Consider the following 24,654-nt stretch of genomic DNA (forward strand, 5'->3'; position numbering starts at 1 on the left):
CGCCCGCCGGGGGAGGGTATGGCGCGTGAAGTGCCTGTGCGAGGTTATCTGATGCTACGATATATACTGGCTGTTGCCATTGCGGCGGCAACCGTGATGCCGAGTGCGTCCGTTGCCGAGAGGGAAGCCACCGAGACTGCCAAGCGCGAACTGGTGTCGCGCAACGAGGTGCCGGGACAAAGCTTTCGCGACTATCTGAAGCTGTTCCAACCTAGGAAAGAGGTCCAACCGGTTGAGATTTCCTACACCAAGGCCTGGCTGGACCAACAGCCCAAAGCCAGCGGTGGCGAAGATCTGAAATGCTTGGCCGAGGCCCTGTATTTCGAAGCGCGCGGAGAGAGCGTGCGCGGCCAATTCGCGGTTGCCGAGGTGATTTTGAACCGGGTGGAAAGCACCCGTTTCCCGAACACCGTCTGCGGCGTTATCCGTCAGGGAACAGGCAAGAAATATCAGTGCCAGTTCACCTATACCTGTGACGGCCGCAAGGAAGTCATTCACGAGAAGAAAGCCTATGAGCGGGTGGCCAAAGTTGCCAAGGCGGCGATCGAGGGGGTCAGCGACCCGCTGACGTCGGGGGCCACGCATTACCACACCAAGGCGGTGCGCCCGTCGTGGTCGCGCGTTTACAAGGAAACTGCGCGCATCGGTGTGCATATCTTCTACCGCCACAACTACCGCACTGCGAGCAACTAGCGCGCATTGACGCACCCGCGCTGGAACGTTGATGGCGCGGGTGAAACCAAGGGCTATATTGCGGGCAAGGAGATCCGCAATGAATCTGAGCCGCCGAAGCCTTTTGAAATCTGCCGCCGCGCTTGCGGTGTTTCCAACGCTGGCGCGCTCCGCGCCGCTGATCCTGACTGCGCGCGAGGGCGCTCAGTTGATTGCCCCTCCGGGGTTTCCGGAAACCGATATCTGGGGCTTTGATGGGTCGGTGCCAGGCAGCCCAATCCATCTGCAGCAAGGCGAGCGGGTTCAGCGCCGCTTGGTGAACGAATTACCGCAAGCCACCTCGGTTCATTGGCATGGTATCCGCATCGACAACGCTATGGATGGCGTGCCGGGTCTTACTCAGGAAGCGGTTCCAAGCGACGCGACCTTCGACTATGATTTCATCGTGCCGGACGCCGGAACCTATTGGTATCATGCGCATAACAAGTCAGTCGAACAGGTGGCCCGTGGCCTGTATGGCCCTTTGATCGTGCACGAGTCCGAAGCGCCGGATGTGGAGCAGGATCTGGTGCTGATGCTCGATGACTGGCGACTTGATCCGGAAACGGCCCAGATTACCCAAGACTTCGACAACGGTCATGACCTCAGCCATGCTGGTCGGCTGGGAAACCTCACTACCGTCAATGGAGCATTCGACCCATCCTTTCCTGTTCAACAAAACCAACGCCTGCGTCTGAGGTTGGTCAACGCCGCGAATGCGCGTGTCTTCACCGTGGGCCTCGACGGAATGTCCGGATGGATCGTCGCGCTGGATGGAATGCCTTTGGCCGAGCCGATCCCGATTGAGGACACGTTCCCGCTGGCCCCGGCACAACGTGCGGATTTGTTGGTGGATGTGCTGGCTGCGGATGCGGAAACGGCCAGCCTGTTCAGTCAGGAACGTGACGGCGCCTTTGGTTTGGCCCGATTTGTGGTGGCGGGGCAGGCGGCTTCCACTCCCCGGTCGGGAGTTCGGCCATTGCCGCCGAACCCGCTTCCGGAATTGACGGACTTCAACAACGCACCGCGGCACGAGATGAGGTTGCAGGGCGGTGCCATGCGCTGGCTTGAAAGCGCGCGGATTGGCGAGACCGAGCTCTCGGGCCGGGAGCTGGCTCAGCTGGGCCGGTTCTGGGCGTTGAACGGTTATGCCGAACGCCCCGAGGACCCGTTTCTGAATGCGTCCTTGGGAAGCGTTCACCGGATCGCCTTCGTGAACGAAACGGTATTCCCGCACGCGATGCACCTGCATGGTCACCACTTTCGGCTGATCTTGCCGGACGGAAGTCTTGGGCCATGGCGCGATACGGTTCTGGTCGAACGTGGCGAGACTCGCGAGATCGCGCTGGTCACCGATAACCCGGGCAACTGGCTGCTGCATTGCCATATGCTTGGACACGCCGCATCGGGTATGATGAGTTGGTACCGCGTCACCTGACGCCGCATTCGGCGGCTGGAATGGCGTTTGCTTGAATGCTATAGCCGCGCGGAACCACTAAATTGGGCAAACCTGTCCAAGCTGCCCGAAAAGGCCCGTGCCATGAGTACTGAAATCCGCCTTGCCTTTGCGCACCCGTCCGAACGGTCCGAGGCGACTGCGCCACGCGGGCCGCTGGATCGTATCTCGTTGCGCGACCACATTGTCGAGGTCGAGATCGGCGCCTTTCAGGCCGAACGGGGCACCACCCAGCGCATCTGTTTCAACATTGTGGTCGAAGTGCGTCCGCTGACCGAAAACATCGACGATGATGTCGATCGCATCCTGTCCTATGACCGGGTGACCGAGGCCATCGCCTATGAACTGGCGGCCGAGCGTCTGAACTTGCTCGAAACGCTGGCGGATCGAATAGCTGAGCGGATCTTGCTTGAACCTCAGGCGGTAAGAGCTTTTGTACGCATTGAAAAACTGGATCGCGGTCCGGGTGCTTTGGGCGTCGAAATCGTTCGTGGCAAGGATGCCGTCCATCACGATGTCATCGAAGAAGAGCGCCCACATCCCCGGCTGGTCTTTCTGTCGAACGCAGCGATTGAGTCCAAAAATTTGTCGGGCTGGATCGACCAGTTGGAAAATCGGCAGCGACCGCTGATTCTTTGCGTGGGCGCCTCCGATCTGCCGGTGCCGCAGACCGGCCATGCCATGACCCAGCGCCGGATCGACCTGCTAGCGATCGAGCAGAACGCTTGGGTGCTGGCCGCGCGTGATCATCGCTGCGTCGTCGTCTCGACCCGGACCGAACTGGACTGGGCCATGAAGAACGGTCAGATCTGTGTCTGGGCACCGTCCAAGATCGTGCTGGATGCGGTCGATGGGCCTTCGGCGGCGCCGTCCGATGCGGTGGCCTTGGCCGCCTGGTTCGCCGCCACCTTTGAGGCCAGCGAAATGCTGGTCATTGGCGGGGAACTGCCCGAGTCGCCCAAAACGCCGCTTCGGGCGGTTCCGGTGGAGCAGGCGCAACTGTGACCAGCTACTATCGCCCATTGGTGCAACACGGGCCTGCGCGCCCGGACGGGGCCTTGCTGCTGGCGGGGCAGGACCTGTGGTTCACCCATGCCGAATGTCTGCAGCGTGACGCGGCACCCCGGATTGTTGCGGCTGCCGATATCCCTGAAACGTGGCTAGACCGGCTGACGCAACCGCGCGCCGCGATTGCCGGACTGGATATGGCGCAGCCGCAGATCATGGGCATTCTGAACGCCACGCCCGACAGCTTTTCCGACGGTGGCAAGCACAACACCCCCGACGCCGCGTGTGAAGCAGCCCGGGAAATGGTCGCGCACGGTGCGACCATTCTGGACATCGGTGGTGAATCCACTCGCCCCGGTGCGGATTTTGTGCCCGAGGACGAAGAGATCGCCCGCACCCAGCCCTTGATCCGCGCGATCCGGGCTGAGACACCGGCGCTGATCTCGATCGACACGCGCAAATCCGCCGTGGCCAGGGCCGCAGTCGAGGCCGGGGCAGGGCTGATCAACGATGTTTCAGGCTTTACCTTCGATCCCGCGCTTGGGGCTTTCTGCGCTGAAATCAATGCGCCGGTCTGCGTTATGCACATGCAGGGCGACCCGGCCACGATGCAGGACAACCCGACCTATAACGACGTTCTGCTGGACGTCTACGATTTCCTGTCCGGGCAGGTGGCCCGGCTGGAAGGCCTCGGGCTGGATCGGGGCCGGATCATCGTTGATCCAGGCATCGGTTTCGGCAAGACCGAGGACCACAACCTGACCTTGCTGCGCAATCTCAGCCTGTTTCACGGGTTGGGTTGCCCGATCCTGCTGGGTGTGTCACGCAAGGGCTTCATCGGCCGGATCGGCGCGGAACCGCGCAAGGATGCCCGCGCGCCGGGATCAATCGCCGTTGCGTTGGCAGGATTGTCGCAAGGTGTGCAGATCATCCGGGTGCATGACGTGGCCGAGACCGCTCAGGCCTTGCGCCTGTGGGCCGCTGTCCGGTAATCGGGTCGCAGGCAGGACTTTGTGGAGTAGCAGGTATGCGCAAGCTGTTCGGAACCGACGGGGTGCGGGGCACCGCCAACACCTATCCGATGACGGCCGAGATGGCGTTGCGGATCGGCGCGGCGGTGGGGCGGTACTTCCGCCGGGATGGCTCGGGCGTTCACCGGGTGGTGATCGGCAAGGATACGCGCCTGTCGGGCTATATGCTGGAAAACGCGCTGACGGCGGGTCTGACGTCGACCGGCATGAACGTGCTGCTGCTGGGGCCGGTGCCGACACCGGCAGTCGGGCTGATGACCCGGTCGATGCGGGCCGATCTGGGTGTAATGATCTCGGCCAGCCACAACCCGGCCGAGGACAACGGGATCAAGTTCTTCGGACCCGATGGGTTCAAACTGTCCGACCAGGCCGAGCTGGAGATCGAACAGCTGATCGAAGCGGGTGTCAAACCCGCGCAGGCGCAGAATATCGGGCGCGCCCGGCGTGTCGATGACGCGCGGTTCCGCTATGGCGAGCGGGTCAAGTCATCTCTGCCGCGCGAGCTGCGTCTGGATGGCCTCAAGGTGGTGATCGACTGCGCCAACGGCGCCGCGCACCGCACCGCGCCCGAGGTGTTGTGGGAACTGGGGGCCGAGGTGATCCCTGTTGGAACCGCGCCCAACGGCAAGAACATCAACCTGGGCTGCGGCTCGACCCAGCCGCGCGTGGCGGCCGAGGCCGTCGTGGCGCATGGGGCGGATGTGGGCATCTGCCTAGACGGCGATGCCGACCGGGTGGTGATCGTGGACGAAACCGGGCAGGTCGCTGATGGCGATCAACTGATGGCTCTTCTGGCCACCGCCTGGGCTTCGTCCGAACGGCTGAAAGGCGGCGCGCTTGTTGCGACCGTCATGTCGAACCTGGGTCTGGAACGGTTTCTGGGCGCGCGCGGGCTGCGGCTGGAACGGACGGCGGTCGGTGACCGCTATGTGGTCGAGCGTATGCGGGAAGGCGGGTTCAACCTTGGCGGTGAGCAATCCGGCCATATCGTCATGAGCGACTATGCCACCACGGGTGATGGCCTGATGGCGGGGCTGCATTTCCTGGCCGAGATGGTGAATTCGGGGCGCAAGGCCTCGGATCTGGCGCAACAGTTCGAGACGGTGCCGCAACTGCTGAAGAACGTGCGCTATGGTGAGGGGCAGGCCCCGCTGGAAGCGGACAGGGTAAAGGCCGCGATTGCCGATGCCGAGGCGCGGCTGAACGGGCAGGGGCGGTTGCTGATCCGCAAGTCGGGCACCGAGCCCTTGATCCGCGTGATGGCGGAATGCGAGGACGACGTCCTTCTGGCGCAGGTGGTCGACGGGATCGTGGCCGAGGTCGAAGCCGCCGCGCGTCAGTAGCCCAACAGCATCCTGCGCAAACTGAACCATTGGCTAATCGCCATTCCGGTCAGGATCAGCGCCAGCGCGATGTAGAACCGCAGCGGCAGCGCCTCGGACAGGATCCATGCGCCGAAGATCATCGACCAGACCGGCACCTGATAGTTCACCAGCGTCATGAAGACCGACCCGGCGCTGCGAATGATCGACACCCGCAGCAACGTCGCAAAGGCCGTTGGCACAAGTCCCAGCACGATCAAGGCAAGGGTTGGGCGCAGACCCTGCGGGGCGGGCACGCCCTCGGTCGTCAACATGATCGGCAGCAGGATCACCGCGCCCACCACCAATGTCAGTGCGGCCAGTACCACCGGGTCGATCGGCGGGCAGCGCCGGGTCAGGATCGACGCCACCGAATAGCAGAACGCCGCCCCGATGCAGGCCAGTTGGGCCAGCGGCTCGGCCCCGCTGCCCAGTTGCGCAAGCCCCGGGCCGATAAGCACCAGCGCTCCGGTGAAGCCCAACGATACCCCCACGAAACGACGTGCGTTCAGGGGTTCGTCCGAGAAGAAATGCGCCAGCGGAAGAACCATCAGCGGAATTGCGGCCATGGACAGTCCGGCAAAGGCCGAGGGTACATATTGCTGCCCCCAGCTGAGCAGCACGAAAGGCAGCGCGGTGGACAGGATGCCGATCAGGATCACCGACCACGCCAGACTTGGTGTCAGGCTGGGGATACGCCGCCCGGTCAGCCCCATCAAGGCCAACAGCATCACCGCGCCCAGCGTCGTCCGCGCAGTGGCCACCGTGATCGGGCCATAGTCTTCCAACGCCATCGCGACGACCATGAAGGTGCCGCCCCAGATCAGGCCCAGGGCAATGACGCCGCTCCAGTCGCGTATGTCGGGTTGAGGCACCATCGCTGCCTGTTCATCCGTTCTGCATGAAAAGGGCGGCCTCCGGGGCCGCCCTTGGGTTCAAGCCGTTCGGGCTTAGTTCTTTTCCTGATCGACCAGCTTGCCGGCCGAAATCCAGGGCATCATGCCCCGCAGCTTTTTGCCGACTTCTTCGATCTGGTGTTCGTCATTGGCACGGCGCGAGGCCTTGATCGTGGGCTGACCGACCTGGTTTTCCAGCATGAAGTCGCGCACGAACTTGCCTTGCTGGATGTCGTTCAGAACCTCTTTCATCGCCTTTTTGGTCTGCTCATAGGGCAGGATGCGCGGGCCGGTCACGTATTGACCGTATTCCGCAGTGTTCGAGATCGAGTAGTCCATGTTGGCGATACCGCCTTCATAGATCAGGTCCACGATCAGCTTCACCTCGTGCAGACACTCGAAATAGGCCATCTCGGGCGCATAGCCGGCCTCGACCAGGGTTTCAAAGCCGCAGCGGATCAGTTCGACCAGACCGCCGCAAAGAACGGCCTGCTCGCCGAACAGGTCGGTTTCGCATTCCTCGCGGAAGTTGGTCTCGATGATGCCCGAACGGCCGCCGCCGATGGCCGAGCAGTAGGACAGGCCGATTTCCAGCGCCTTGCCGGTCGCGTCGGTGTGAACGGCCACCAGGCACGGCACGCCGCCGCCTTTGACATATTCGCCGCGTACGGTGTGGCCGGGGCCTTTGGGGGCCATCATGATGACGTCCACGCCCTCTTTCGGCTCGATCAGGCCGAAATGCACGTTCAGGCCGTGGGCAAAGGCGATTGCCGCGCCGGGCTTGATGTTGTCATGCACGTATTTCTTGTAGGTCTCGGCCTGAAGCTCGTCGGGCATGGTGAACATGATGACGTCGCACCAGGCCGCGGCCTCGGCGATGCCCATCACCTGCAGGCCTTCGGCTTCGGCTTTCTTGGCCGAGGGCGAGCCTTCGCGCAGGGCGACGACCAGATTCTTGGCACCTGAGTCGCGCAGGTTCAGCGCGTGGGCGTGGCCTTGGGAACCGTAGCCCAGAATGGCCACTTTCTTGTCCTTGATCAGGTTGATGTCGCAATCGCGATCGTAATAGACGCGCATTTTGCCGGTCCTTTCTGTTTCGATTGCTGCGGTTCTATCTGCAGTGATTGCTATTGGCGAGAGCGATGGCATTGGATATTGACGACAGAAGCGAAGAATAATTCTTAGAAACCGGAAAACTTGAAAGAGTCATGCTTGACGACATCGACCGCCGCATCCTGCGCCATTTTCAGGCCGACCCAAGCCTGAGCACCGCCGAACTGGCCGAGCGGTGCCGGATCAGCAATGGCGTGTGCTGGCGGCGGATCGAGAAGATGCAGGCCGCCGGGATCATTCAGGGGCAGGAGGCCGTGATCGACTGGTCCGCCATGGGCTATGCGGTCGAGGTGTCGCTGCGGGTGACCCTGGACAAGACCCAGCCGCGCGCCTTCGACGAATTCACCGAAGCCGCCCGCAAGGTGCCCGAGGTGATCGAGATCCAGACCTTTCTGGGGCGGGTGGATGTCCGCCTGTCCGTCATCGCGCGGGACATGGCGCATTATCAGCAGGTCTATCGCGATCGTATCCTGACCCTGCCGCATATCGCCGATATCGAGGCCCTGATGCACATCGCGCGGGTCAAGCGGGACGAGGTGCTGCCGGTATGATCGAACTGGATGAACTGGACCGCAAACTGCTGCGCGCTTTGGCTCAGGACGCGACGCAGAGTGCAGGTGCGCTGGGGCGGCGTTTCGGTCTGTCGCAGCCTGCCACCTGGCGCCGGATCCGGCGGCTGGAGCAGGCGGGCATCATCAAGGGGCGCAGGCTGCGCCTGAACGCCGAGGCACTGGGGTTCGGTGTCACAGTATTTCTGGGCGTCAAGCTGGCGCGCAAAGGCCAGGTCAGCCTCGAGGATTTCGAACGCGCCGTTAGCGCCATTCCCGAAGTCCAAACCGTGGAACACGTACTGGGCCTGTATGACTACCGACTGCGGGTGGTGGCACGCGATCTGGCAGATTTCGAGCGTGTTCTGCGTCGGCGTATCATGACCCTGCCGGGGGCCGGGGACGTCGAAGCAAATGTACTGCTGAGCGAAGAACGCCTGCCCGGGCCGATAGGCTAGCGGTCAGTAGCGGGTACGGATGCAATAGCCCGGATGGTGGGTCAGGCGGGCAAACGAAACCGGCTGTCCGTCTTTCCATGTCGTGCGCTCAAGCTGAATCATCGCGGCCCCGGTCGTCGTTCCCATATAATCTGCCAAGTGGCTGTCGGCGGAAATGGCGTAGAGTGCAAGCTCGGCGTCAATGAAGGGGTTCGCATTCAACAGCCATTCATGCGGCCCGACCTCTTCCAGATTGGCATCTTCAACCTCGGGGACGGCCGAAATGTTGATCCAGCGTTCTTCGTGCTGAAACGGGCGGTTGTCGGCATAGTGCATGCACACCAGATGCAGGATCTGCGATTGCGGCGGCAGACCCAGTTGCGAACTGAGCCAGCCGGGGCTCTTGTCGATGCTGCGCTCGACCAGGGCATAGCGGTAGGTCTGGTTCTGGTCTTCGACGATCTGACGGGCCAGCGACAGTTCCAGCTTGGCCTGTTTGCTGGGTGATTTCTTGACCCGCGTTCCGCTCTTGCGCTTGCGCTCGACGAACCCTTGCTCGGCCAGTTCGCGCAGCGCACGGTTGACGGTTGCGCGCGCGCAGTTGAACTCTTCGGCAAGCTGGGTTTCGGTCGGCAGCAAGGAACCTTGGGGCCAGACCCGTGTCTCGATCCGCCGCTTCACTTCGTCCCGAACGAATTGAAAACTGATCCGCTTTTGAACGTTCACGGTCTAAAATATCCTTTCAAGCTCAAGATGTGCGTATCTGTTCAGAAACACGTCAAGGTGTAAAGAGAGAGGTGACACTAATTGGCGTCAATTCGGCCTATCAGGCTGCTGAGACGGGTGTGCAGCCGAGCTTCTGACCGTTGACTTAGGGGGAGCGCATGAGGGTCAATGAGCACTTTACCAACAGATGCAAAGCCTTCAGAAAGTGAGCAACCCAGAAAAGGAGACAGCATGCCTGCATTGTTGAATACAGTCGATCCGGACGGGCTCGAAGAATTCTCGGTCGTGTTCACCGACCGCTCGCTCAACCACATGTCGCAGGCGTTCCAGCAGGTGATGCGCGACATCTCAGGGATGCTGCGTGAGGTCTATGGCGCGGACGGCGTGGCCGTGGTGCCGGGTGGCGGAACCTATGCGATGGAGGCCGTGGCCCGACAGTACGCCCGCGGCGCCGACGTGCTAGTGGTGCGCAACGGCTGGTTTTCGTATCGCTGGAGCCAGATCATCGAAACCGGAGGGCTGACGGCCTCGGCCACCGTATTGAAGGCCCGTCAAACGGGGAATTCCAGCCCGTCGCCCTTTGCGCCGGCGCCGATCGACGAGGTGGTCGAAACCATTCGCAGCCAGCGACCCAGCGTGGTGTTCGCGCCGCATGTGGAAACCTCGGCCGGGGTCATTCTGCCGGATGACTATGTATCGGCGATGGCTGCCGCCGCGCATGAGGTCGGCGCGTTGATGGTGCTCGACTGCATCGCCTCGGGCTGCGCCTGGATCGACATGAAGGCCACCGGCGTGGATGTTCTGATCTCGGCCCCGCAAAAAGGTTGGAGCGCCTCACCCTGTGCCGGTCTGGTCATGCTGTCCGATCGCGCCGAGGCTCGGTTGGCCGAGACCACCTCGGACAGTTTCGCGCTGGACCTGAAGAAATGGCGCCAGATCATGCAGGCCTATGAGGGCGGTGGCCATGCCTATCACGCCACCATGCCCACCGATGCGCTGCGGGCGTTCCGTGATACGATGCAGGAGACCCGTGACTATGGGTTCGACAAGCTGCGCGATGCCCAATGGCGGCTGGGGAACGCGGTGCGGGCGATGCTGCGCGACAAGGGGGTCGTTTCGGTCGCGGCCGAAGGCTTTGGCGCGCCGGGGGTGGTGGTCAGCTATACCGAAGACCCCGAGGTGCAGAACGGCAAGAAATTCGCCGCGCTGGGCATGCAGATCGCGGCCGGCGTGCCGCTGCAATGTGACGAGCCCGAAGGGTTCAGCACCTTCCGTCTGGGCCTGTTCGGGTTGGACAAGCTGTATGATGTCGATGGCACGGTGGCCCGGCTGAAGCGGGTGCTGGATCAGGTGCTGTAGGCCGGTACGGGCCTCAGCGCACGCCGAGGCCCATCTGCATCAACGTCTTGCGCACCACCGGCATCGAATAAAGCGCGTTCAGCCCGGCAGCGCGCGCATCGCGCAACGGCCGTGCCTCGACCATCGAGGCGCGGTTCAGCAGGTCGATCCCCTTGACGCGCAGTTCGATCTCGGCATGGCGGGCCTTGTGATAGGCCTCGAGCATCTGGGCATCTCCCAGACCGTCGGGTCGGGCCTGGGCCAGGTCCAGAAGGCTGCGCAGATCCCCCAGTGACATGTTCAGCCCCTGCGCGCCGATCGGGGGCACCACATGGGCGGCCTCGGCCATCAGGGCCACGCGCTGGGCCGACAGGCGCTCGGCCGATTGGCTGATGATCGGCCAGATTGTCCGGCGCGAGGCCAGTTTCAGCGGTCCGAACAGGCCGCAGGACCGCTCGGTCATCGCGGCCTCGAACTCGGCCTCGGGCAGGTTCGGCAATTCGACCGCGCGCGGGCCGCGCTCCATCCACACGATCGCCGACGAGGGCTGGCCCTGCCAGTCGGGCAGGGGGACCAGAGTGAACGGCCCGCCGGACCGGTGGATCTCGGTCGAGACGTTTTCATGGGCGATCGGATGGGTCACTGCAAAGGCCAGTGCCTTTTGCCCGTATCGCGTGGTTTGGACCTTGATCCCCGCAGCCTCGCGCATGGGCGAGTTGCGGCCATCGGCGGCGATCACCAGCTTCGTGCGGATGCGCGTGCCGTCGGACAGGCCCACACGCGCCTCGGCGGTGCGCGTGAACAGGCTGACGGTGCCGGTGCCGGGGCGGAAATCGACATTCGGCAGTTCGTGCAGCCGGGCCACCATCTCGCGCCGCAGCAGCCAATTGGGCAGGTTCCAGCCAAAGGGTTGATCCGAGATATCGGCGGCGTTGAAATCGCGCACCACGCGCGGCTCGGGGATATCGCCGCCAGCGTCCACGATGCGCATGATCTGCAGGGGCGCGGCGTGGGGTTCCAGCCGGTCCCACAACCCGCAGTGCTGCAGTAGGCCGTGCGCCGGTTGCAGAAACGCAGTGGTGCGCAGGTCGGACCCGTCGGCGTCGCGGTCGGTGACGGGCGGGGTCGGGTCCACGCAGATCACGTCGAACCCTGCGGCGCCAAATACGGCCGCCGCGGTCAGCCCGGCGATGCCGCCGCCGGAAATCAGGATGTCACAACTGTCGGTCATCGCGTCACTCTCCGTTGCCTGCGGACCCTAGTGCGGTTCTAGGGCCTGCGCCAAGTGACATCCTGTCCCGTGGTCTAGCCGCGTGAAATCAGGACCAGAATCAGGAACATCACCGGCACCATCGCCAGGGCCGGCAGATACAGGCCCGGCAGGCCGAACAACAGGGCCGAACAGCCCCACATGCTGACCAGCGCCGCAACGGTATAGCCGAGATCCTCGGGCTTGCCATTGGCCGCATCGCGGGCCAGCCAGCCAAACAGGGGAATTGCAAAAAGCAGGCGCTGCCAAAAAGGCAGGCGGCCGGGCATCTCGATCGCGGTCATCGGGCGTCTCCAGTTCTGTTCGTCGCTGAGCCTGATGTAGGAACGACTTTGCAGCTGCAGAATGCGCGGATCGTCGCAGTTTCGGGCTGCGCGCAGGCGCATTTCGTCGCAGTTTCGGGTGATTCAGATCAGGCGCGCGAGAAAGGCGGTCAGGTCATCGGTGTGGTGGTGGATGTGATCCGCGTCATGCGGATCGGGGGCAACATGCACGGTACGCATGCCCATGTCATGCGGGGCCTTCAGGTTGCGAGGCTCGTCTTCGAACATCGCGGCGCGGTCGGGGTGGATGCCGTCGCGGGCAAAGACCGTTTCAAACGCGGCCTTGTCCGGTTTGGGCCGATATCCCGCATGTTCGACCCCATAGATCGCGGCGAACAGCCCATCCAACCCGCGCGAGGCCAGCACCCGCTCGGCATAGGGCGCGCTGCCGTTGGTGTAGACGATGCGCCGCCCCGGCAGAGCCCGGATATGCGCGGCCAGAGCAGGATCGGGTTCCATGTGGCTCAGGTCGACCTGATGAACCGCGTGCAGATAGGGCTCGGGGTCCAGATCATGTTCGGCCATTAGCCCGGCCAACGTGGTGCCGTGTTCGCGCCAATAGTGCTGGCGTAGCCGGTCAGCCTCGGCCCGGTCAACGCGCAGGGCTTCGACCACGTATTCCGTCATCAGCACCTCGATCTGATCGAACAGGCGCATGTGAGGCGGATAAAGGGTATTGTCCAGATCGAACACCCATTGGGTGACATGTGAAAATGCAGGCTTGACCATAGGCTTGGGTTTAGGACGCGGCCACCAGGTTTTCAATGGCGCACTTGATTGCAGACCCATGGCCCGGATAGACAGGTTCGAACGAGGAGAGACCCGACCCAATGAACCAGTCCCGACAGCCCCAGACCGATGCCTACAGCCTGATCCTCGAAGCGATCGACGTGGGGGTGTACAAACCCGGCGACCGGCTGGTGGAAAGCGAACTGGCCGAGCGGTTCGGCGTGTCGCGCACCCCGATCCGCGAGGCGCTGCAGCGGCTCGAGACGCAGTCGCTGCTGGAACGTGACGGGCGGTCGCTCATCGTGGCCTCGCTGGACCACAACCAGATGGCCGAGCTGTATGTCGTGCGGCGTGAGTTGGAAGGGCTGGCGGCCCGACTGGCCGCGCGCCACGCCACGGATGAGGAAATCAAAGTCCTCCAGGATATGGTCGAAGCCGATGACGCGCTTGTGGATGATCCAGTGGCTCTTTCCCGGGCCAACCGGCGGTTCCACGAGCAGATCCACCTTGCGTCGCACAACCGCTACCTTGTTCAGCAATTGGACCTTGTCCATCGCACCATGGCTCTGATGGCAACGACTTCATTGGCCGCGCAGGGCCGCGGTGAGATCGCTCAGAGTGAGCACAAGGGGATCGTCGAGGCAATCGCGGCTCATGACGAAGAAGCCGCCGACCGAGCTCTGAAGGAACATATCTCGGTCGCGTTCATGACCCGGCTGAAGCAGGATGCAATCCGGCGCGAGAAATAGCTTCCTCGTCTGGCTGCACTTCTTCGCTGGCCTGTCCGTGCTGGGTCTTGTCCCAGAAGAATGGTCTGACCGCCAGTTCCCACAGCGCCTTGTATGCTGCTGCCACGCCCAAGGGGTAGTAGAGTGCCATGGTCGGGACCCACGGCAGCAGGAAACGGCGACCGCCGGCCACCACGCCCAAGCCTCCAACTAGGATGTTCGCGGCCTCGGCGGTCAGGAACAGGTAGACACAGGCGTTCAAGATTTGCGGTGCCAATACAGCTTCAAATGGGTTCGTCAGCCCCAAGAAGGTCAGCCAGAAGACCCACAGCACCGGGGCAAGCAGGAATTGTCCGACCGTCCCCAGGAAAAAGGCTTGGACACCCAGAAAGCGCCACATCCCCAGATCGCGCATCAATGCCAGGGGCGAGCGCATGTGGACAAGGTATGTGACCATGAACCCTTTGAGCCAGCGCGAGCGTTGCTTCACCCAAGGCCAGGCGCGGAAATTGGCCTCTTCATACGTGGCGGTTTTCACTATTTCGGTGCGATAGCCCGCGCGGCTGAGCCGAACCCCCAAATCCGCGTCCTCGGTCACGTTGTGAGCGTCCCAGCCTCCCAATTCCAACAGCTTGTCCCTGCGGAAGAAGAACGTCGTTCCACCCAGCGGCACCACAAGACCCAACCGCGCGATTCCGGGCAGGATCACGCGGAACCAACCGCTGTATTCGATGGTGAAGCAACGCGAGCGCCAGTTGGTGCGCGGGTTGTAGTAGTCCAGAACACCCTGCAGGCAGACCACATCATCGGGCGCGCGGGCGAATTGCTCCACCACGGTCTCGATTTGGTCTGGCAGAGGCGCATCCTCGGCGTCCCAGACGCCCAAAATCTCTCCTCGGCAGAAATCCAGCGCATAGTTCATCGCCCGTGGTTTGGTGGTCAGGTTGCCAAGATCGGGCACCTCCAGCGTTCGGATCCAGCTGGGCAGGGTGGTCTGCGCAAGCGCTGACCCGGTGACGTCATCATGCTCTTCCAAGACCAGGATCACGTCCAACAGCGCCTTTGGATAGGTCAGGCGTGTCAGCCGTTGGATCAGCGCACCGGCGATTTCCCGTTCCTTGTGCAGCGGCACCAGAATGGACACGCAGGGCAGGCGGTGTTGCGCAAGCAGACCGTCTGGTTTCTCGGCCTTTTTGGGGAAGAGATACGATATCAACCCGGCCAGCCGAAGAATCAGGAAAAGGATCAGCGTTGAAACTGCGGCCCAAAACAGCAGGGATAGCCCGGCATTCGGTTGCAGACCCAGGCCCACAAGCGCGGCCAGCGCCAAGAGGGTCGGCAGGAGACGTGAACTCGCAGTCCATGAGCGGCAGCTTTGCGATAGCGGCGCCCGTGTTTCCGCCGCCTCAGCCAAAGGTTTTGCGTAATGTCGGGCAATGGCTTGGTCGATGTCATCGGGTGCGGCCAGCACCGGAAGGACTGTCTGGGCGCAATCCGCTAACCCGGACCTTATTTCATCAAAGCGGTCTGGGTAGGCTGTCGCGACCAAGAGCACGGGCCCGACTCGCAGCCACGGAATGGCGTTGTGCGTCAGCCAGAACTGCATTGGGCGCAGCGCGCAAAGGTCAGCGGGTGGCGGCGTGTTTTCCAGATCGGCGATCTGCAGCCCATGTTGTTGGCCCAGCGCCAACAACACATCGCCGCGCGAGGCCATATGCTCGCCAACCAGAATTTCGCCCAGAGGAGCGTTCTGCCGCTCCTGCAGTTTCAGGGCGTGATCCAGTTGAGCGGGGGTGATCACCCCCAAGTCGATCAGGCAAGTGCCCAAAGGTTTGCGCGGGCCAATGCCGGAAACCGGGGTCGCAGGCCCGTGACCCAGAAAATTCAATTCAACCATCATAGCACCCTGCCCGAAGTGTCGGGTCAGAGTTGCTCAATCAAGGTTAATTCCGGGTTAACGTTGACGCGGCCCGCAAACCTGCGGGATTAAGCGCGCACTTTTCGGTCGGCCATGGCCGCGGCAAACCGTTCAAACAGGTAGAAGCTGTCTTGCGGGCCGGGCGAGGCTTCGGGGTGATACTGAACCGAATACACCGGGCGATCGGACATGCGGATGCCGCAGTTCGAGCCATCGAACAGCGACCGGTGGGTTTCAACCACCCCCGCAGGCAACGATTGGGCGTCGACCGCGAATCCGTGGTTCATCGAGGTGATCTCGACCTTGCCGGTTTCCAGGTCCTTGACCGGGTGGTTGGCGCCGTGGTGTCCGTGGTTCATCTTGATGGTCTTGCCGCCCAACGCCAGTGCCAGCATCTGGTGACCAAGGCAGATCCCGAAAATCGGCAGATCCGTGGTTTCGAGTATTTCCTTGATCATCGGCACAGCATAAGTGCCGGTGGCAGCCGGGTCTCCCGGGCCGTTGGACAGGAATACGCCTTCAGGGTCGTGCGCCAGTACCTCAGCCGCGGTTGCGGTTGCGGGCAGGACCGTCACGTCGCAACCGGCCGAGGCCAGGCAGCGCAGGATGTTCCGTTTTGCGCCGTAGTCCAGCGCGACGACCTTGTGCACGGGCGCTTCCTGACGCTGGTAGCCGTCCGGCCAGGCCCAGCGCATCTCGTCCCAGCGGTAGCTTTGGGCGCAGGTCACATCCTTGGCCAGATCCATGCCCTCCAGCCCGGCGAAACCACGCGCCGCTGCAACCAGGGCTTCAATGTCGAAGTTGCCCTGCGGGTCATGGGCCAGCGCGACATGCGGAGCGCCTTGCTGGCGGATCGCGCGGGTCAGCCGGCGGGTATCGACCCCACCGATGGCAATCCGGCCACGGCGTGCCAGCCAGTCGGTCAGCCGCTCGGCCGAGCGCCAGTTCGACGGCTCGGTCGGGTCCCACTTGACCACCATGCCCGCGGCCACCGGATCGGCGGTTTCGTCATCGTCGGGATTGACGCCGACATTGCCGATATGCGGGAAGGTGAAAGTCACGATCTGCCCGGCATAGGACGGGTCGGTCATGATTTCCTGATACCCGGTCATCGCGGTGTTGAAACACAGCTCGGCCACGGTTTGTCCCGTGGCGCCGAACCCGGTTCCGAAGAAGAGTGTTCCGTCGGCCAGAGCCAGACATGCGGTGGGCTTGGACGTGGCTTGATGGGCCATGGCGCGACTCTCCTATCGGGTAAATCGGCGCATAACTAAGGGGGTTGGTGCCTCGGGTCAACCCTGTTCAAATTTTGGGCTATTGTTGTTTTTCAATGATTTAGCCTTATCTGTCTGCTGTTGTGCCTCGGATTTTGTTTAGATATGTTCGGGGTTCCGTTGCCATGGGGATGGACAGAACAGATGGATATGCGAACTCGGGTGACCACTGCCCTGAAGCAAGCAATGAAGGACAAGGATGCCGAGCGTCTGTCGACGCTGCGGCTGGTCAATGCCGCGATCAAGGATCGGGACATCGCGCTGCGCGCGGCCGGAAACGAAGAGGCCAAGGGCTGCGATGACGCGGATGTTCTTGAGATTCTTGGGAAAATGAGCAAGCAGCGCAAGGAAAGCGCGCGGGCCTATGAGGAAGGCGGTCGTTTGGACCTGGCCGAGCGCGAACTGCGCGAGGTGAAGATCATCGAGGAATTCCTGCCCAAGCAGTTGGATGATGATGAGGTCGCAAAGGCCATCCAGACGGCGATCACCGCGACCGGTGCCGGGTCGATCCGGGACATGGGCAAGGTCATGGGCGAGCTCAAGGCCAACTACACAGGCCAGATGGACTTTGGAAAGGTGGGGCCGCTGGTCAAAGACCACCTGTGCGCCGCCTCTAACGGCGACTGCTGACGCGCTTTACTCGGGTGCCGGTTCGCGCAGCCGTTTTACCAGATCATCGTACAAGGCAATGCGTTCCTCCTCTGAGAGGAACGCGCCAATCTCGACCACCCGTCCTTCACCCGACAGGGTCACATAGTTCGGGACGGGTCCGCCGGCCTTGTGCATTTCCGGACGGGCCCAGTATCGATTGCAAGTCCATTCCTGCTGGCCGGTCCGGGCGCTGTGATGGATCAGGCGTGCTTGGGTTCCGGTAAGCGTCAGGACCTCAAACACGTTTCGGGACCGATAGTTTGCCTGGATCGCAAGCCATAGGCCTGCCACCGTCAACAGAAGGAACGGCAATAGCCCCCACAGCAGAACCGATCCCAGAACAGCAAGCAGGGGGATCAGTCCAAACAGGAAAACCGATAGCACTACGGCCATCGCGCCGCGCGGTGGCAGGGAATTGTGCGGCCAAAGGCGCAATTCCTGTTCCGAGTTCGAGCCGTCGTTCCAATGGTAGGGCATATTGCAAAAATAGCGCCTGCTGATCCGGTGTCGATTGCCAATTTCAAACGACGTGTCCGACCCTCGCCCAGGACAGCGCGTCCTCAAGCCGGTCGTCGCCCCAGAACACTTCGCCCCGCGTAACAAAGCTGGGCGCGCCGAATACGCCGAGGCCCACCGCCGTTTCGGTTTCAGCTTTCAACGCGGTTTCGATTTCGGGGCTGCGCGCGCGGGCTAGGACTGGCAGCGGGTCCAGCTGGCAGCGGAACAGAGCCTCGGACATGGCGTTTTCACTGCCGGCTTCGATACCGTCCTCAAACCAGATCCTGTAAAGGTTTTGGGTAAAGCTCTTGCCCCATCCTTCCCGGATTCCCAGCAGCGCGACCTGGTTGGCCAATTCGAGGTTCGAAATCGGATAGGGGGCGGGCAGCTTGGCGTGGATATGGTACTTGGCTGCGCGGCGTTCGATGTCGCGCCACATGTAGGCCGACTTGACCGGTTTGCCCGCAAACGGAATGTTCTTCTGTTCAGACATGACCGCGCGCACGTCGAAAGGGCGCCAGTTAACCTGCGCCTGATGTTCTGCGCACCAGTCGTCCAGACGCATGATGGTCAGGAAACTGTAAGTGCTGCCGATGGAGTACCAGAAATCAATATCGGGCATGGTGACCTCGGAGATTGGCCGGACATGCGGCGCCCCAAGGATACCCGATTTTCAACGATATTGCGACGGCCCGCGGAATGCGATGGCCGATAGAGCGCGAACAGTAAAAGAAAAACCCCGCCGTGAAGGCGGGGTTTTCTGTTTTCGGGAAGGGATCAGTGCGCGTGGCCCTTGTCCCAGTCTTCCTGCTTGGGCAGCTGCTCGAACGTGTGCTCGGGCGGCGGCGAGGGCAGGGTCCATTCCAGCGTATCCGCGTATTCGTTCCACGGGTTCGGGCGTGTTTCCTTGGCGCCCCGGAACAGGGCGTAGAACACGATCCCGAAGAACAGCAGGAACGAAGCGAACGAGACGAACGCACCGATCGACGAGACGAAGTTCCACTGAGCGAAGGCTTCGGGATAGTCGATATACCGGCGCGGCATGCCCTGACGGCCCAGAAAGTGCTGCGGGAAGAAGGTTAGGTTTGCACCGATGAAGAACATCCAGAAGTGCACCTTGCCCCAGAACTCCGAGTACTGACGGCCCGTCATCTTCGAGAAGTAGAAGTACACCCCGGCAAAGATGGCGAAGACTGCACCCAGGCTCATCACGTAGTGGAAGTGCGCGACGACATAGTAGGTGTCGTGGTAGGCACGGTCGATACCGGCCTGCGACAGAACCACACCGGTCACACCGCCGACGGTGAACAGGAACAGGAAGCCGAAGGCGAACAGCATCGGCGTCTTGAACTCGATCGAGCCGCCCCACATGGTGGCGATCCACGAGAACACCTTGACCCCCGTCGGAACCGCGATGACCATCGTGGCCAGCATGAAGTACGCCTGCTGGCGCAGCGACATTCCGACGGTGTACATGTGGTGTGCCCACACGACGAAGCCCAGTGCGCCGATTGCGATGATCGCCCAGACCATCGGCAGATAGCCAAAGATCGGCTTGCGCGAGAAGGTGGCGATGACGTGGCTGATGATGCCAAAACCGGGCAGGATCACGATGTACACTTCGGGGTGGCCGAAAAACCAAAGGATGTGCTGGTACAGGATCGGGTCACCGCCACCGGCCGGGTCAAAGAAGGTGAAGCCGAAGTTGCGGTCCATCAGCAGCATGGTGATCGCGCCCGCCAGAACCGGCAGCGACAGCAGAATCAGCCACGAAGTGACAAAGATCGACCAGCTGAACAGCGGAACCTTGAACAGGGTCATGCCCGGGGCACGCATGTTCAGGAAGGTGGTGATCATGTTGATCGCGCCGAGGATCGAGGAGGCGCCCGATACGTGCACGGCAAAGATCGCCAGGTCCATGGACATGCCGCCTTCGGTCGTCGACAGCGGCGGGTAAAGAACCCAGCCCACACCCGAGCCGGCCTGATCGTTGCCGCCTGGGGCCAGCAGCGAGGCGATGCCCAGCGAGGTACCGGCGACATACAGCCAGAAGGACAGGTTGTTCATCCGCGGGAACGCCATGTCCGGCGCACCGATCTGCAACGGCATGAAATAGTTGCCAAAACCGCCGAACAGGGCGGGGATGACCACGAAGAACATCATCAGGACACCGTGATAGGTGATCATCACGTTCCAAAGGTGTCCGTTGGGCGTGCAGGGGTCGGCCATGAAGCCTTCCAGGCACATGTACTGAACGCCCGGATGCATCAGCTCAAGCCGCATGTAGATGGTCATCGCGACCGAGATGAACCCGGCAAAGGCCGAGAAGATCAGGTAAAGGATCCCGATATCCTTGTGGTTGGTCGACATGAACCACCGGGTAAAGAACCCGCGCTGGTCTTCATGATCGTGACCATGAATGGCTGCGTCTGCCATTTAGGTGCCTCCTGTTGCAAATAGACCGCGCAGCCGGACCTCTCCGGCGCGCGGGATTCCTGCTGGTTTTAGAATGCAAGGGGGCGGCCTTCAATGGCCGAGTTTGATCTGGATCAAGAATAATTGTCGCGGGGCAGGAGGACACCCGCGCGATATCGGCCTTGGATGACCGGTATCTGGGGATGATCGGGCGAATTGCAAGGACAGGGGCTGTCCAAGGGCGGAATCACGCCTTGACCCGCTGCGGGCTTGGCCGCAGAACAGCACGCAGCCCCTTTGTCGGAGACCCACCATGACCGCTTATGATCCCGAAAACATCTTTGCCAAGATCCTGCGGGGCGAGATCCCCTCGACCCGCGTCTACGAGGATGAGGACACGCTGGCTTTCATGGATATCATGCCGCGTGCGGACGGGCACCTTCTGGTGATCCCGAAAACGCCTTGCCGCAACGTGCTGGATGCCACACCCGAGCAATTGGCCGCAGTCATGACCACGGTTCAGAAACTGGCGCGTGCGGTCATGCGCGCCTTTGACGCCGAAGGGGTGACCATCCAGCAGTTCAACGAGGCGGCCGGAGGGCAGGAGGTGTTTCACCTGCATTTCCATGTCCTGCCCCGGCACGAGGGCGTCTCTCTGCGCCCGCCCGGAAAGATGGGCGATTTCGACGAGATCGCCAAACACGCCGAGCGCATCAGGGCTGCGCTGGCGTGACGGGTGGAGGCACCTGATGCGTCCCTGAACAGGCATCGTGATCCCCAAACGCCTGCAAGACTGAGCAGACGTGGTCGTGCTGCCCGTCGCAGGCCGCTGCGATCCGGGCAAGTTCGGTCTCGAGCCGGCGCAGCTTTGCAATCCGATCCTGCAGGTCCGCCAGTTGCCGCTCGGCGATTTCGTGTGCCCGGTTCAGATCGGCGCCTTGGGCGCCTTCCAATGACAGCAGGGCCTCGACATCGGCCAATGGCAGTCCAAGATCGCGCGTGTGTTTGACAAAGTGCAGCCGCTCGAGCGCGCCGCGGTCATAACGCCTTTGGTTGCCGGCGGTCCGTTCCGGCGGTGGCAGCAGGCCCCTTTCTTCGTAAAACCGGATCGTGGCGACTTTGACGCCTGTGCGCCGGGACAAATCCCCGATCGAGAACATTTTCTGCAATCCCCCTTGAACCTCTAGTCACTAGAGGAATTAGGTATGGACCATGACCCAGACAAGGACACGACATCATGGCGCATGATCATTCCCACGCCGGACACAAACACCACGCCCAAATCGACGCCGATGCCGGAGACGCGCGGGTGGCATGGGCCATCGCGGTCAACATGTTTCTGACGCTGGCACAGGTGGTCGGCGGGATCTTTTCGGGGTCGCTGGCGCTCATCGCTGACGCTCTGCACAATTTTTCCGACGCGATTGCACTGATCATCGCGTTCTTTGCCCGCAAGATTGCCCGGCGCCCAGCCGACCCGCGCATGAGCTTCGGATACGGTCGGGCCGAAGTGGTCGCGGCGCTGGTCAACTATACCACACTGATCGTCATCGCCGTGTACCTGATGTACGAAGGGGTGACCCGGTTCTTTAAGCCCGAGCCGATTGACGGCTGGCTTGTGGTCTGGATTGCCATGCTGGCGTTGGTGGTGGATCTGACTACCGCGCTTTTGACCTATAGCATGGCAAAAACCAGCATGAATATCCGCGCGGCTTTTTTCCACAACGTTGCTGATGCGCTGGGATCGGTTGCAGTGATCGTGGCCGGGGTGGCTGTGATCCTGTTCAATTGGACCTGGGTCGACCCGGCCGTCACCATTCTGATTTCGCTCTACATCCTGTGGCATGTCCAAAGCGAGATCGGAGAAACGATCCGTGTTCTCATGCTTGGCGCGCCGCCCGATCTGGACCCCGAGGAGGTCGCCTCGGCCATTGAGGCAATGGATGGCGTGCGCGAGGTTCACCATGTCCACTTGTGGAGCATGCAGGAAAACCAGCCCGCACTTACCGCGCATCTGGTGGTCGAAGACTGCGCCTGGTCGCAGGCTGAACAGGTGCGCGGTCTGGTGAAACAGGCAATGCGCGACAGTTTTGGGATCGGCCACCTGACGCTTGAGGTGGAAATGGCTGGTCGGTCCTGTCCAAAGACCATGCGGTTCGGCCATGCCGCGGACCAATCAGGCGAAAACTGAGGCCCCAAAAACGAGAATTGCCGTTCCGATATGGGGTCGGAACGGCAGACTCGTAACCAAACACTTGATCGATTTTCGCGGGCTGGCCGCGATCACCGGTTAACATACCACTCACTCTTGAACGGTATATTCATGATACCTCAAACTGCGGCTGTTGTGTGGAAGGAAGAAGGAGATTCCCTAAATTTTAAGGCAATTCGCGGCAATCTTCGGAAATTTGCGACCATATTGAGAAACAGAAGAACCCTGTATCGAGGATTGTCGTTCCGCGGGGTCAGATTCTGCGATTCGAAACCATGGTCGATGCGAGGGGGTCAGGCCGCCTCGGGGCCGAAAGCCTCAGTAAAGGTTTTGCGCAGAGCCACATCGACATCGGCCATTGTCACCGGCAATCCCAGATCCACCAACGAAGTCACGCCGAACTCCCGGATGCCGCAGGGAACGATGCCCGAAAAATGCTCCAGGTCCGGTTCCACGTTTATCGAGATGCCGTGGAAGCTGATCCATTTCCGCAAGCGGATGCCGATCGCAGCGATTTTGTCCTCGGCTGGTTCGCCGCTGACGGTCAGCGGCTTGTCCTTGCGCGGCACCCACACACCGACACGGCCTTCGCGGATTTCTCCGTGGACGTTGAACTCGGCCAGTGCCGAGATCACCCAGGTTTCCAGCTGTTTGACAAAGCGGCGGACATCATGGCCGCGCTTTCCGACATCCAGCATGACATAGACGACCCGCTGGCCAGGTCCGTGATAGGTGTATTCGCCCCCGCGCTTGCTGGCATAGACCGGGAATCGATCCGGGTCGGTCAGGTCTTGGGGTTTGGCTGATGTTCCGGCCGTATAGAGCGGCGGATGCTCCAAGAACCAGATGCACTCGTCCGCGGTTCCGGCCGCAATCTCGGCCACCCGCGCCTCCATGAAGGCGACGGCGGTGTCATAGTCGGTCAGTCCGTCGGTGATCTTCCATTCCATGCGCGCCTCATAGCCGTCCTGCTGTCCAAGCGAAAGAGGTTAGGCGGCCTCGGCCCGGCATCGCTGCAGGACCTGAGCGTAGGTCTCGGTGCCCTGCGCACCCGTCAGCAGGTACTTGCCGCCAAAAACCATTGCTGGAACTCCGGTGATGCCTCGGCTGGTCCAGAATTGTTGCTTTTGCCTTACCGGGCCTGCATGCGCGCCCGATTCCAATGCCGCGCAGGCGGCGTCTGGGTCGAGGCCGGCGGTCTGAGCGGCATCCAGCAATACCTCAACTTTCGAAACATCCCGCTGATCTGTGAAATAGGCCTTGAACAAGGCCAGCTTCAGAGGGTGTTGCCTGCCTTGCGTTTCGGCCCAGTCCAGAAGTTGATGTGCAGCGAAGGTGTTCACTATGCGGCTGTCGTCATTGAAATTGAACGTGAAACCCAAATCCGCACCCAGCGCGGTCAGCCGGTCTCGGGCTTGCTGGCTCTGCTCGGCGGTCGAGCCGTACTTCTCCATGATGTGCTCTCGCAGGTTCTGGCCATCTGGCCCCATTGCGGGGTTCAACTCGAACGGGTGCCACCGGAGCTGCGCCAGCACGTTCTCCTGCTCCAGCGCCAGATCAAGCTGGCGAAACCCGACGATGCACCACGGGCATACGACATCGGATACGATGTCGACTTGGATGACGGGGCGGGGATCGGGTGTGGTCATCGGATGCTCCTGCTGCGATGTGGCATCGGGTTTCATGACCCCACAGATATGGTTGCAGGCCGGGAATTCCAATGCGGTTGCTTTTGCCTCTTCACATCCTTTTGCCAAGCGTCTATACGCCGCCTACCTAGTCACAGGCAGTGCGGCCGTGGCGGAATTGGTAGACGCGCAGCGTTGAGGTCGCTGTGGGGTAACACCCGTGGAAGTTCGAGTCTTCTCGGCCGCACCATTTTCTTCAATATCAATTCACCCGTCGTTCCGTTTTGGGCGAGGGGCATCTTTGTGGCCAATCGTAAAATCTTGCCTGCGGTTTAAACGCGCCAAAAAACGGGCACTTGATTTCGTCTGTAATTCGAATATCC

At 61.7% G+C, this 24,654-nt stretch carries 26 protein-coding genes and 1 tRNA gene; 13 read left to right on the plus strand and 14 right to left on the minus strand.

Annotated features, from left to right (window positions below):
* The first annotated feature begins 51 nt into the window (after positions 1-51).
* From ACR0LD_RS02460 to glmM, 5 genes are all read left to right on the plus strand, one after another.
* Positions 52-693, plus strand: a complete 642-nt coding sequence (locus ACR0LD_RS02460) for a cell wall hydrolase (RefSeq protein ID WP_170337909.1) — start codon at positions 52-54, stop codon at positions 691-693.
* Positions 694-772: 79 nt separating this feature from the next.
* Positions 773-2,149, plus strand: a complete 1,377-nt coding sequence (locus ACR0LD_RS02465; protein WP_480635539.1) for a multicopper oxidase family protein — start codon at positions 773-775, stop codon at positions 2,147-2,149.
* A gap of 102 nt (positions 2,150-2,251) precedes the next feature.
* Complete coding sequence (locus ACR0LD_RS02470) at positions 2,252-3,172, plus strand: dihydroneopterin aldolase (RefSeq protein WP_170366440.1); 921 nt, start codon at positions 2,252-2,254, stop codon at positions 3,170-3,172.
* On the plus strand, positions 3,169-4,167 hold the full coding sequence (folP, locus tag ACR0LD_RS02475; protein WP_480635540.1) for a dihydropteroate synthase: 999 nt from the start codon (positions 3,169-3,171) through the stop codon (positions 4,165-4,167). The genes ACR0LD_RS02470 and folP overlap by 4 nt, the downstream gene beginning before the upstream one ends.
* A 35-nt stretch (positions 4,168-4,202) precedes the next feature.
* Positions 4,203-5,549, plus strand: coding sequence for a phosphoglucosamine mutase (gene glmM, locus ACR0LD_RS02480; RefSeq protein WP_480635541.1), 1,347 nt, complete (start codon positions 4,203-4,205; stop codon positions 5,547-5,549).
* Here the strand turns inward: glmM and ACR0LD_RS02485 are convergent.
* Both ACR0LD_RS02485 and ilvC read right to left on the minus strand, forming a co-directional pair.
* Complete coding sequence (locus ACR0LD_RS02485) at positions 5,543-6,445, minus strand: DMT family transporter (RefSeq protein ID WP_170372248.1); 903 nt, start codon at positions 6,443-6,445, stop codon at positions 5,543-5,545. The two genes, glmM and ACR0LD_RS02485, sit on opposite strands and share 7 nt — an antisense overlap.
* A 72-nt stretch (positions 6,446-6,517) precedes the next feature.
* A complete protein-coding gene (ilvC, locus tag ACR0LD_RS02490) occupies positions 6,518-7,540 on the minus strand; it encodes a ketol-acid reductoisomerase (RefSeq protein ID WP_093962496.1) in 1,023 nt (340 codons plus the stop codon).
* A 131-nt stretch (positions 7,541-7,671) separates the two neighbouring features.
* Here ilvC and ACR0LD_RS02495 point away from each other — a divergent pair, with 131 nt between their 5' ends.
* Positions 7,672-8,127 carry an Lrp/AsnC family transcriptional regulator gene (locus tag ACR0LD_RS02495; protein WP_170366436.1) on the plus strand — a complete coding sequence of 152 codons (456 nt, stop codon included), beginning with the start codon at positions 7,672-7,674 and terminating at the stop codon, positions 8,125-8,127.
* A complete protein-coding gene (locus tag ACR0LD_RS02500) occupies positions 8,124-8,582 on the plus strand; it encodes an Lrp/AsnC family transcriptional regulator (protein WP_170363151.1) in 459 nt (152 codons plus the stop codon). The genes ACR0LD_RS02495 and ACR0LD_RS02500 overlap by 4 nt, the downstream gene beginning before the upstream one ends.
* Before the next feature lie 3 nt (positions 8,583-8,585).
* Here the strand turns inward: ACR0LD_RS02500 and ACR0LD_RS02505 are convergent, their stop codons facing one another.
* Positions 8,586-9,287, minus strand: coding sequence for a GntR family transcriptional regulator (locus ACR0LD_RS02505; RefSeq protein WP_170363152.1), 702 nt, complete (start codon positions 9,285-9,287; stop codon positions 8,586-8,588).
* A gap of 231 nt (positions 9,288-9,518) precedes the next feature.
* On the opposite strand from ACR0LD_RS02505, the gene ACR0LD_RS02510 reads away from it, so the two are divergent.
* On the plus strand, positions 9,519-10,646 hold the full coding sequence (locus ACR0LD_RS02510; protein WP_480635542.1) for an aminotransferase class V-fold PLP-dependent enzyme: 1,128 nt from the start codon (positions 9,519-9,521) through the stop codon (positions 10,644-10,646).
* 13 nt (positions 10,647-10,659) lie between these two features.
* Here the strand turns inward: ACR0LD_RS02510 and ACR0LD_RS02515 are convergent, their stop codons facing one another.
* The 3 genes from ACR0LD_RS02515 to ACR0LD_RS02525 form a co-directional block, all read right to left on the minus strand.
* A complete protein-coding gene (locus ACR0LD_RS02515) occupies positions 10,660-11,856 on the minus strand; it encodes a UbiH/UbiF family hydroxylase (protein WP_480635543.1) in 1,197 nt (398 codons plus the stop codon).
* A gap of 74 nt (positions 11,857-11,930) precedes the next feature.
* Positions 11,931-12,179: a hypothetical protein gene (locus tag ACR0LD_RS02520; RefSeq protein WP_093962490.1), complete on the minus strand. Its 249-nt coding sequence runs from the start codon at positions 12,177-12,179 to the stop codon at positions 11,931-11,933.
* Between the two features lie 123 nt (positions 12,180-12,302).
* The gene (locus ACR0LD_RS02525; RefSeq protein WP_480635544.1) at positions 12,303-12,947 is read right to left on the minus strand and encodes a pyrimidine 5'-nucleotidase; all 645 of its coding nucleotides are present in this window, start codon (positions 12,945-12,947) and stop codon (positions 12,303-12,305) included.
* Positions 12,948-13,048: 101 nt separating this feature from the next.
* Here ACR0LD_RS02525 and ACR0LD_RS02530 point away from each other — a divergent pair, with 101 nt between their 5' ends.
* Entirely contained in the window at positions 13,049-13,696 is a 648-nt protein-coding gene (locus ACR0LD_RS02530; RefSeq protein WP_093962488.1) for a GntR family transcriptional regulator, read from the plus strand.
* Here the strand turns inward: ACR0LD_RS02530 and ACR0LD_RS02535 are convergent.
* A complete protein-coding gene (locus ACR0LD_RS02535; RefSeq protein ID WP_480635545.1) occupies positions 13,653-15,572 on the minus strand; it encodes a glycosyltransferase family 2 protein in 1,920 nt (639 codons plus the stop codon). The genes ACR0LD_RS02530 and ACR0LD_RS02535 overlap by 44 nt on opposite strands.
* 89 nt (positions 15,573-15,661) lie before the next feature.
* A complete protein-coding gene (gene carA, locus ACR0LD_RS02540) occupies positions 15,662-16,828 on the minus strand; it encodes a glutamine-hydrolyzing carbamoyl-phosphate synthase small subunit (protein WP_480635546.1) in 1,167 nt (388 codons plus the stop codon).
* A 183-nt stretch (positions 16,829-17,011) separates the two neighbouring features.
* Here carA and ACR0LD_RS02545 point away from each other — a divergent pair, with 183 nt between their 5' ends.
* Positions 17,012-17,497 (plus strand): GatB/YqeY domain-containing protein, encoded by a 486-nt coding sequence (locus tag ACR0LD_RS02545; protein WP_170338416.1) that lies wholly within the window; start codon positions 17,012-17,014, stop codon positions 17,495-17,497.
* A 6-nt stretch (positions 17,498-17,503) separates the two neighbouring features.
* Here the strand turns inward: ACR0LD_RS02545 and ACR0LD_RS02550 are convergent, their stop codons facing one another.
* From ACR0LD_RS02550 to ctaD, 3 genes are all read right to left on the minus strand, one after another.
* Positions 17,504-17,995: a DUF2244 domain-containing protein gene (locus ACR0LD_RS02550; protein WP_480635547.1), complete on the minus strand. Its 492-nt coding sequence runs from the start codon at positions 17,993-17,995 to the stop codon at positions 17,504-17,506.
* A 43-nt stretch (positions 17,996-18,038) separates the two neighbouring features.
* Positions 18,039-18,638: a 2-hydroxychromene-2-carboxylate isomerase gene (locus tag ACR0LD_RS02555; protein ID WP_170438771.1), complete on the minus strand. Its 600-nt coding sequence runs from the start codon at positions 18,636-18,638 to the stop codon at positions 18,039-18,041.
* Positions 18,639-18,793: 155 nt separating this feature from the next.
* The gene (ctaD, locus tag ACR0LD_RS02560) at positions 18,794-20,452 is read right to left on the minus strand and encodes a cytochrome c oxidase subunit I (RefSeq protein ID WP_170337942.1); all 1,659 of its coding nucleotides are present in this window, start codon (positions 20,450-20,452) and stop codon (positions 18,794-18,796) included.
* A 292-nt stretch (positions 20,453-20,744) separates the two neighbouring features.
* On the opposite strand from ctaD, the gene ACR0LD_RS02565 reads away from it, so the two are divergent.
* Entirely contained in the window at positions 20,745-21,164 is a 420-nt protein-coding gene (locus ACR0LD_RS02565) for an HIT family protein (protein WP_093962481.1), read from the plus strand.
* Here the strand turns inward: ACR0LD_RS02565 and ACR0LD_RS02570 are convergent.
* Entirely contained in the window at positions 21,145-21,591 is a 447-nt protein-coding gene (locus ACR0LD_RS02570) for a MerR family transcriptional regulator (RefSeq protein ID WP_480635548.1), read from the minus strand. The genes ACR0LD_RS02565 and ACR0LD_RS02570 overlap by 20 nt on opposite strands.
* Before the next feature lie 77 nt (positions 21,592-21,668).
* On the opposite strand from ACR0LD_RS02570, the gene ACR0LD_RS02575 reads away from it, so the two are divergent.
* Entirely contained in the window at positions 21,669-22,622 is a 954-nt protein-coding gene (locus ACR0LD_RS02575) for a cation diffusion facilitator family transporter (protein ID WP_480635549.1), read from the plus strand.
* 314 nt (positions 22,623-22,936) lie between these two features.
* Here ACR0LD_RS02575 and lipB read toward each other — a convergent pair whose 3' ends face one another.
* Positions 22,937-23,593, minus strand: coding sequence for a lipoyl(octanoyl) transferase LipB (gene lipB, locus ACR0LD_RS02580; RefSeq protein ID WP_093962478.1), 657 nt, complete (start codon positions 23,591-23,593; stop codon positions 22,937-22,939).
* Between the two features lie 39 nt (positions 23,594-23,632).
* Positions 23,633-24,292 (minus strand): DsbA family oxidoreductase, encoded by a 660-nt coding sequence (locus ACR0LD_RS02585; protein WP_480635550.1) that lies wholly within the window; start codon positions 24,290-24,292, stop codon positions 23,633-23,635.
* A 142-nt stretch (positions 24,293-24,434) separates the two neighbouring features.
* Between ACR0LD_RS02585 and ACR0LD_RS02590 the strand changes: the two genes are divergently transcribed.
* Positions 24,435-24,521, plus strand: a tRNA-Leu gene (locus tag ACR0LD_RS02590).
* The last annotated feature ends 133 nt before the right edge of the window (positions 24,522-24,654 follow it).

It is taken from the genome of Ruegeria sp. BF8, assembly GCF_056538625.1.

What these genes read in the sequence shown, in the direction of transcription:
- ACR0LD_RS02460 (WP_170337909.1), top strand. Translation starts at nt 52, where the DNA reads ATGCTACGATATATACTGGCTGTTGCCATTGCGGCGGCAACCGTGATG.
- ACR0LD_RS02465 (WP_480635539.1), top strand. Translation starts at nt 773, where the DNA reads ATGAATCTGAGCCGCCGAAGCCTTTTGAAATCTGCCGCCGCGCTTGCG.
- ACR0LD_RS02470 (WP_170366440.1), top strand. Translation starts at nt 2,252, where the DNA reads ATGAGTACTGAAATCCGCCTTGCCTTTGCGCACCCGTCCGAACGGTCC.
- glmM (WP_480635541.1), top strand. Translation starts at nt 4,203, where the DNA reads ATGCGCAAGCTGTTCGGAACCGACGGGGTGCGGGGCACCGCCAACACC.
- ACR0LD_RS02485 (WP_170372248.1), bottom strand. Translation starts at nt 6,445, where the DNA reads ATGGTGCCTCAACCCGACATACGCGACTGGAGCGGCGTCATTGCCCTG.
- ilvC (WP_093962496.1), bottom strand. Translation starts at nt 7,540, where the DNA reads ATGCGCGTCTATTACGATCGCGATTGCGACATCAACCTGATCAAGGAC.
- ACR0LD_RS02495 (WP_170366436.1), top strand. Translation starts at nt 7,672, where the DNA reads ATGCTTGACGACATCGACCGCCGCATCCTGCGCCATTTTCAGGCCGAC.
- ACR0LD_RS02500 (WP_170363151.1), top strand. Translation starts at nt 8,124, where the DNA reads ATGATCGAACTGGATGAACTGGACCGCAAACTGCTGCGCGCTTTGGCT.
- ACR0LD_RS02510 (WP_480635542.1), top strand. Translation starts at nt 9,519, where the DNA reads ATGCCTGCATTGTTGAATACAGTCGATCCGGACGGGCTCGAAGAATTC.
- ACR0LD_RS02515 (WP_480635543.1), bottom strand. Translation starts at nt 11,856, where the DNA reads ATGACCGACAGTTGTGACATCCTGATTTCCGGCGGCGGCATCGCCGGG.
- ACR0LD_RS02520 (WP_093962490.1), bottom strand. Translation starts at nt 12,179, where the DNA reads ATGACCGCGATCGAGATGCCCGGCCGCCTGCCTTTTTGGCAGCGCCTG.
- ACR0LD_RS02525 (WP_480635544.1), bottom strand. Translation starts at nt 12,947, where the DNA reads ATGGTCAAGCCTGCATTTTCACATGTCACCCAATGGGTGTTCGATCTG.
- ACR0LD_RS02530 (WP_093962488.1), top strand. Translation starts at nt 13,049, where the DNA reads ATGAACCAGTCCCGACAGCCCCAGACCGATGCCTACAGCCTGATCCTC.
- ACR0LD_RS02535 (WP_480635545.1), bottom strand. Translation starts at nt 15,572, where the DNA reads ATGGTTGAATTGAATTTTCTGGGTCACGGGCCTGCGACCCCGGTTTCC.
- carA (WP_480635546.1), bottom strand. Translation starts at nt 16,828, where the DNA reads ATGGCCCATCAAGCCACGTCCAAGCCCACCGCATGTCTGGCTCTGGCC.
- ACR0LD_RS02545 (WP_170338416.1), top strand. Translation starts at nt 17,012, where the DNA reads ATGGATATGCGAACTCGGGTGACCACTGCCCTGAAGCAAGCAATGAAG.
- ACR0LD_RS02550 (WP_480635547.1), bottom strand. Translation starts at nt 17,995, where the DNA reads ATGCCCTACCATTGGAACGACGGCTCGAACTCGGAACAGGAATTGCGC.
- ACR0LD_RS02555 (WP_170438771.1), bottom strand. Translation starts at nt 18,638, where the DNA reads ATGCCCGATATTGATTTCTGGTACTCCATCGGCAGCACTTACAGTTTC.
- ctaD (WP_170337942.1), bottom strand. Translation starts at nt 20,452, where the DNA reads ATGGCAGACGCAGCCATTCATGGTCACGATCATGAAGACCAGCGCGGG.
- ACR0LD_RS02565 (WP_093962481.1), top strand. Translation starts at nt 20,745, where the DNA reads ATGACCGCTTATGATCCCGAAAACATCTTTGCCAAGATCCTGCGGGGC.
- ACR0LD_RS02570 (WP_480635548.1), bottom strand. Translation starts at nt 21,591, where the DNA reads ATGTTCTCGATCGGGGATTTGTCCCGGCGCACAGGCGTCAAAGTCGCC.
- ACR0LD_RS02575 (WP_480635549.1), top strand. Translation starts at nt 21,669, where the DNA reads ATGGCGCATGATCATTCCCACGCCGGACACAAACACCACGCCCAAATC.
- lipB (WP_093962478.1), bottom strand. Translation starts at nt 23,593, where the DNA reads ATGGAATGGAAGATCACCGACGGACTGACCGACTATGACACCGCCGTC.
- ACR0LD_RS02585 (WP_480635550.1), bottom strand. Translation starts at nt 24,292, where the DNA reads ATGACCACACCCGATCCCCGCCCCGTCATCCAAGTCGACATCGTATCC.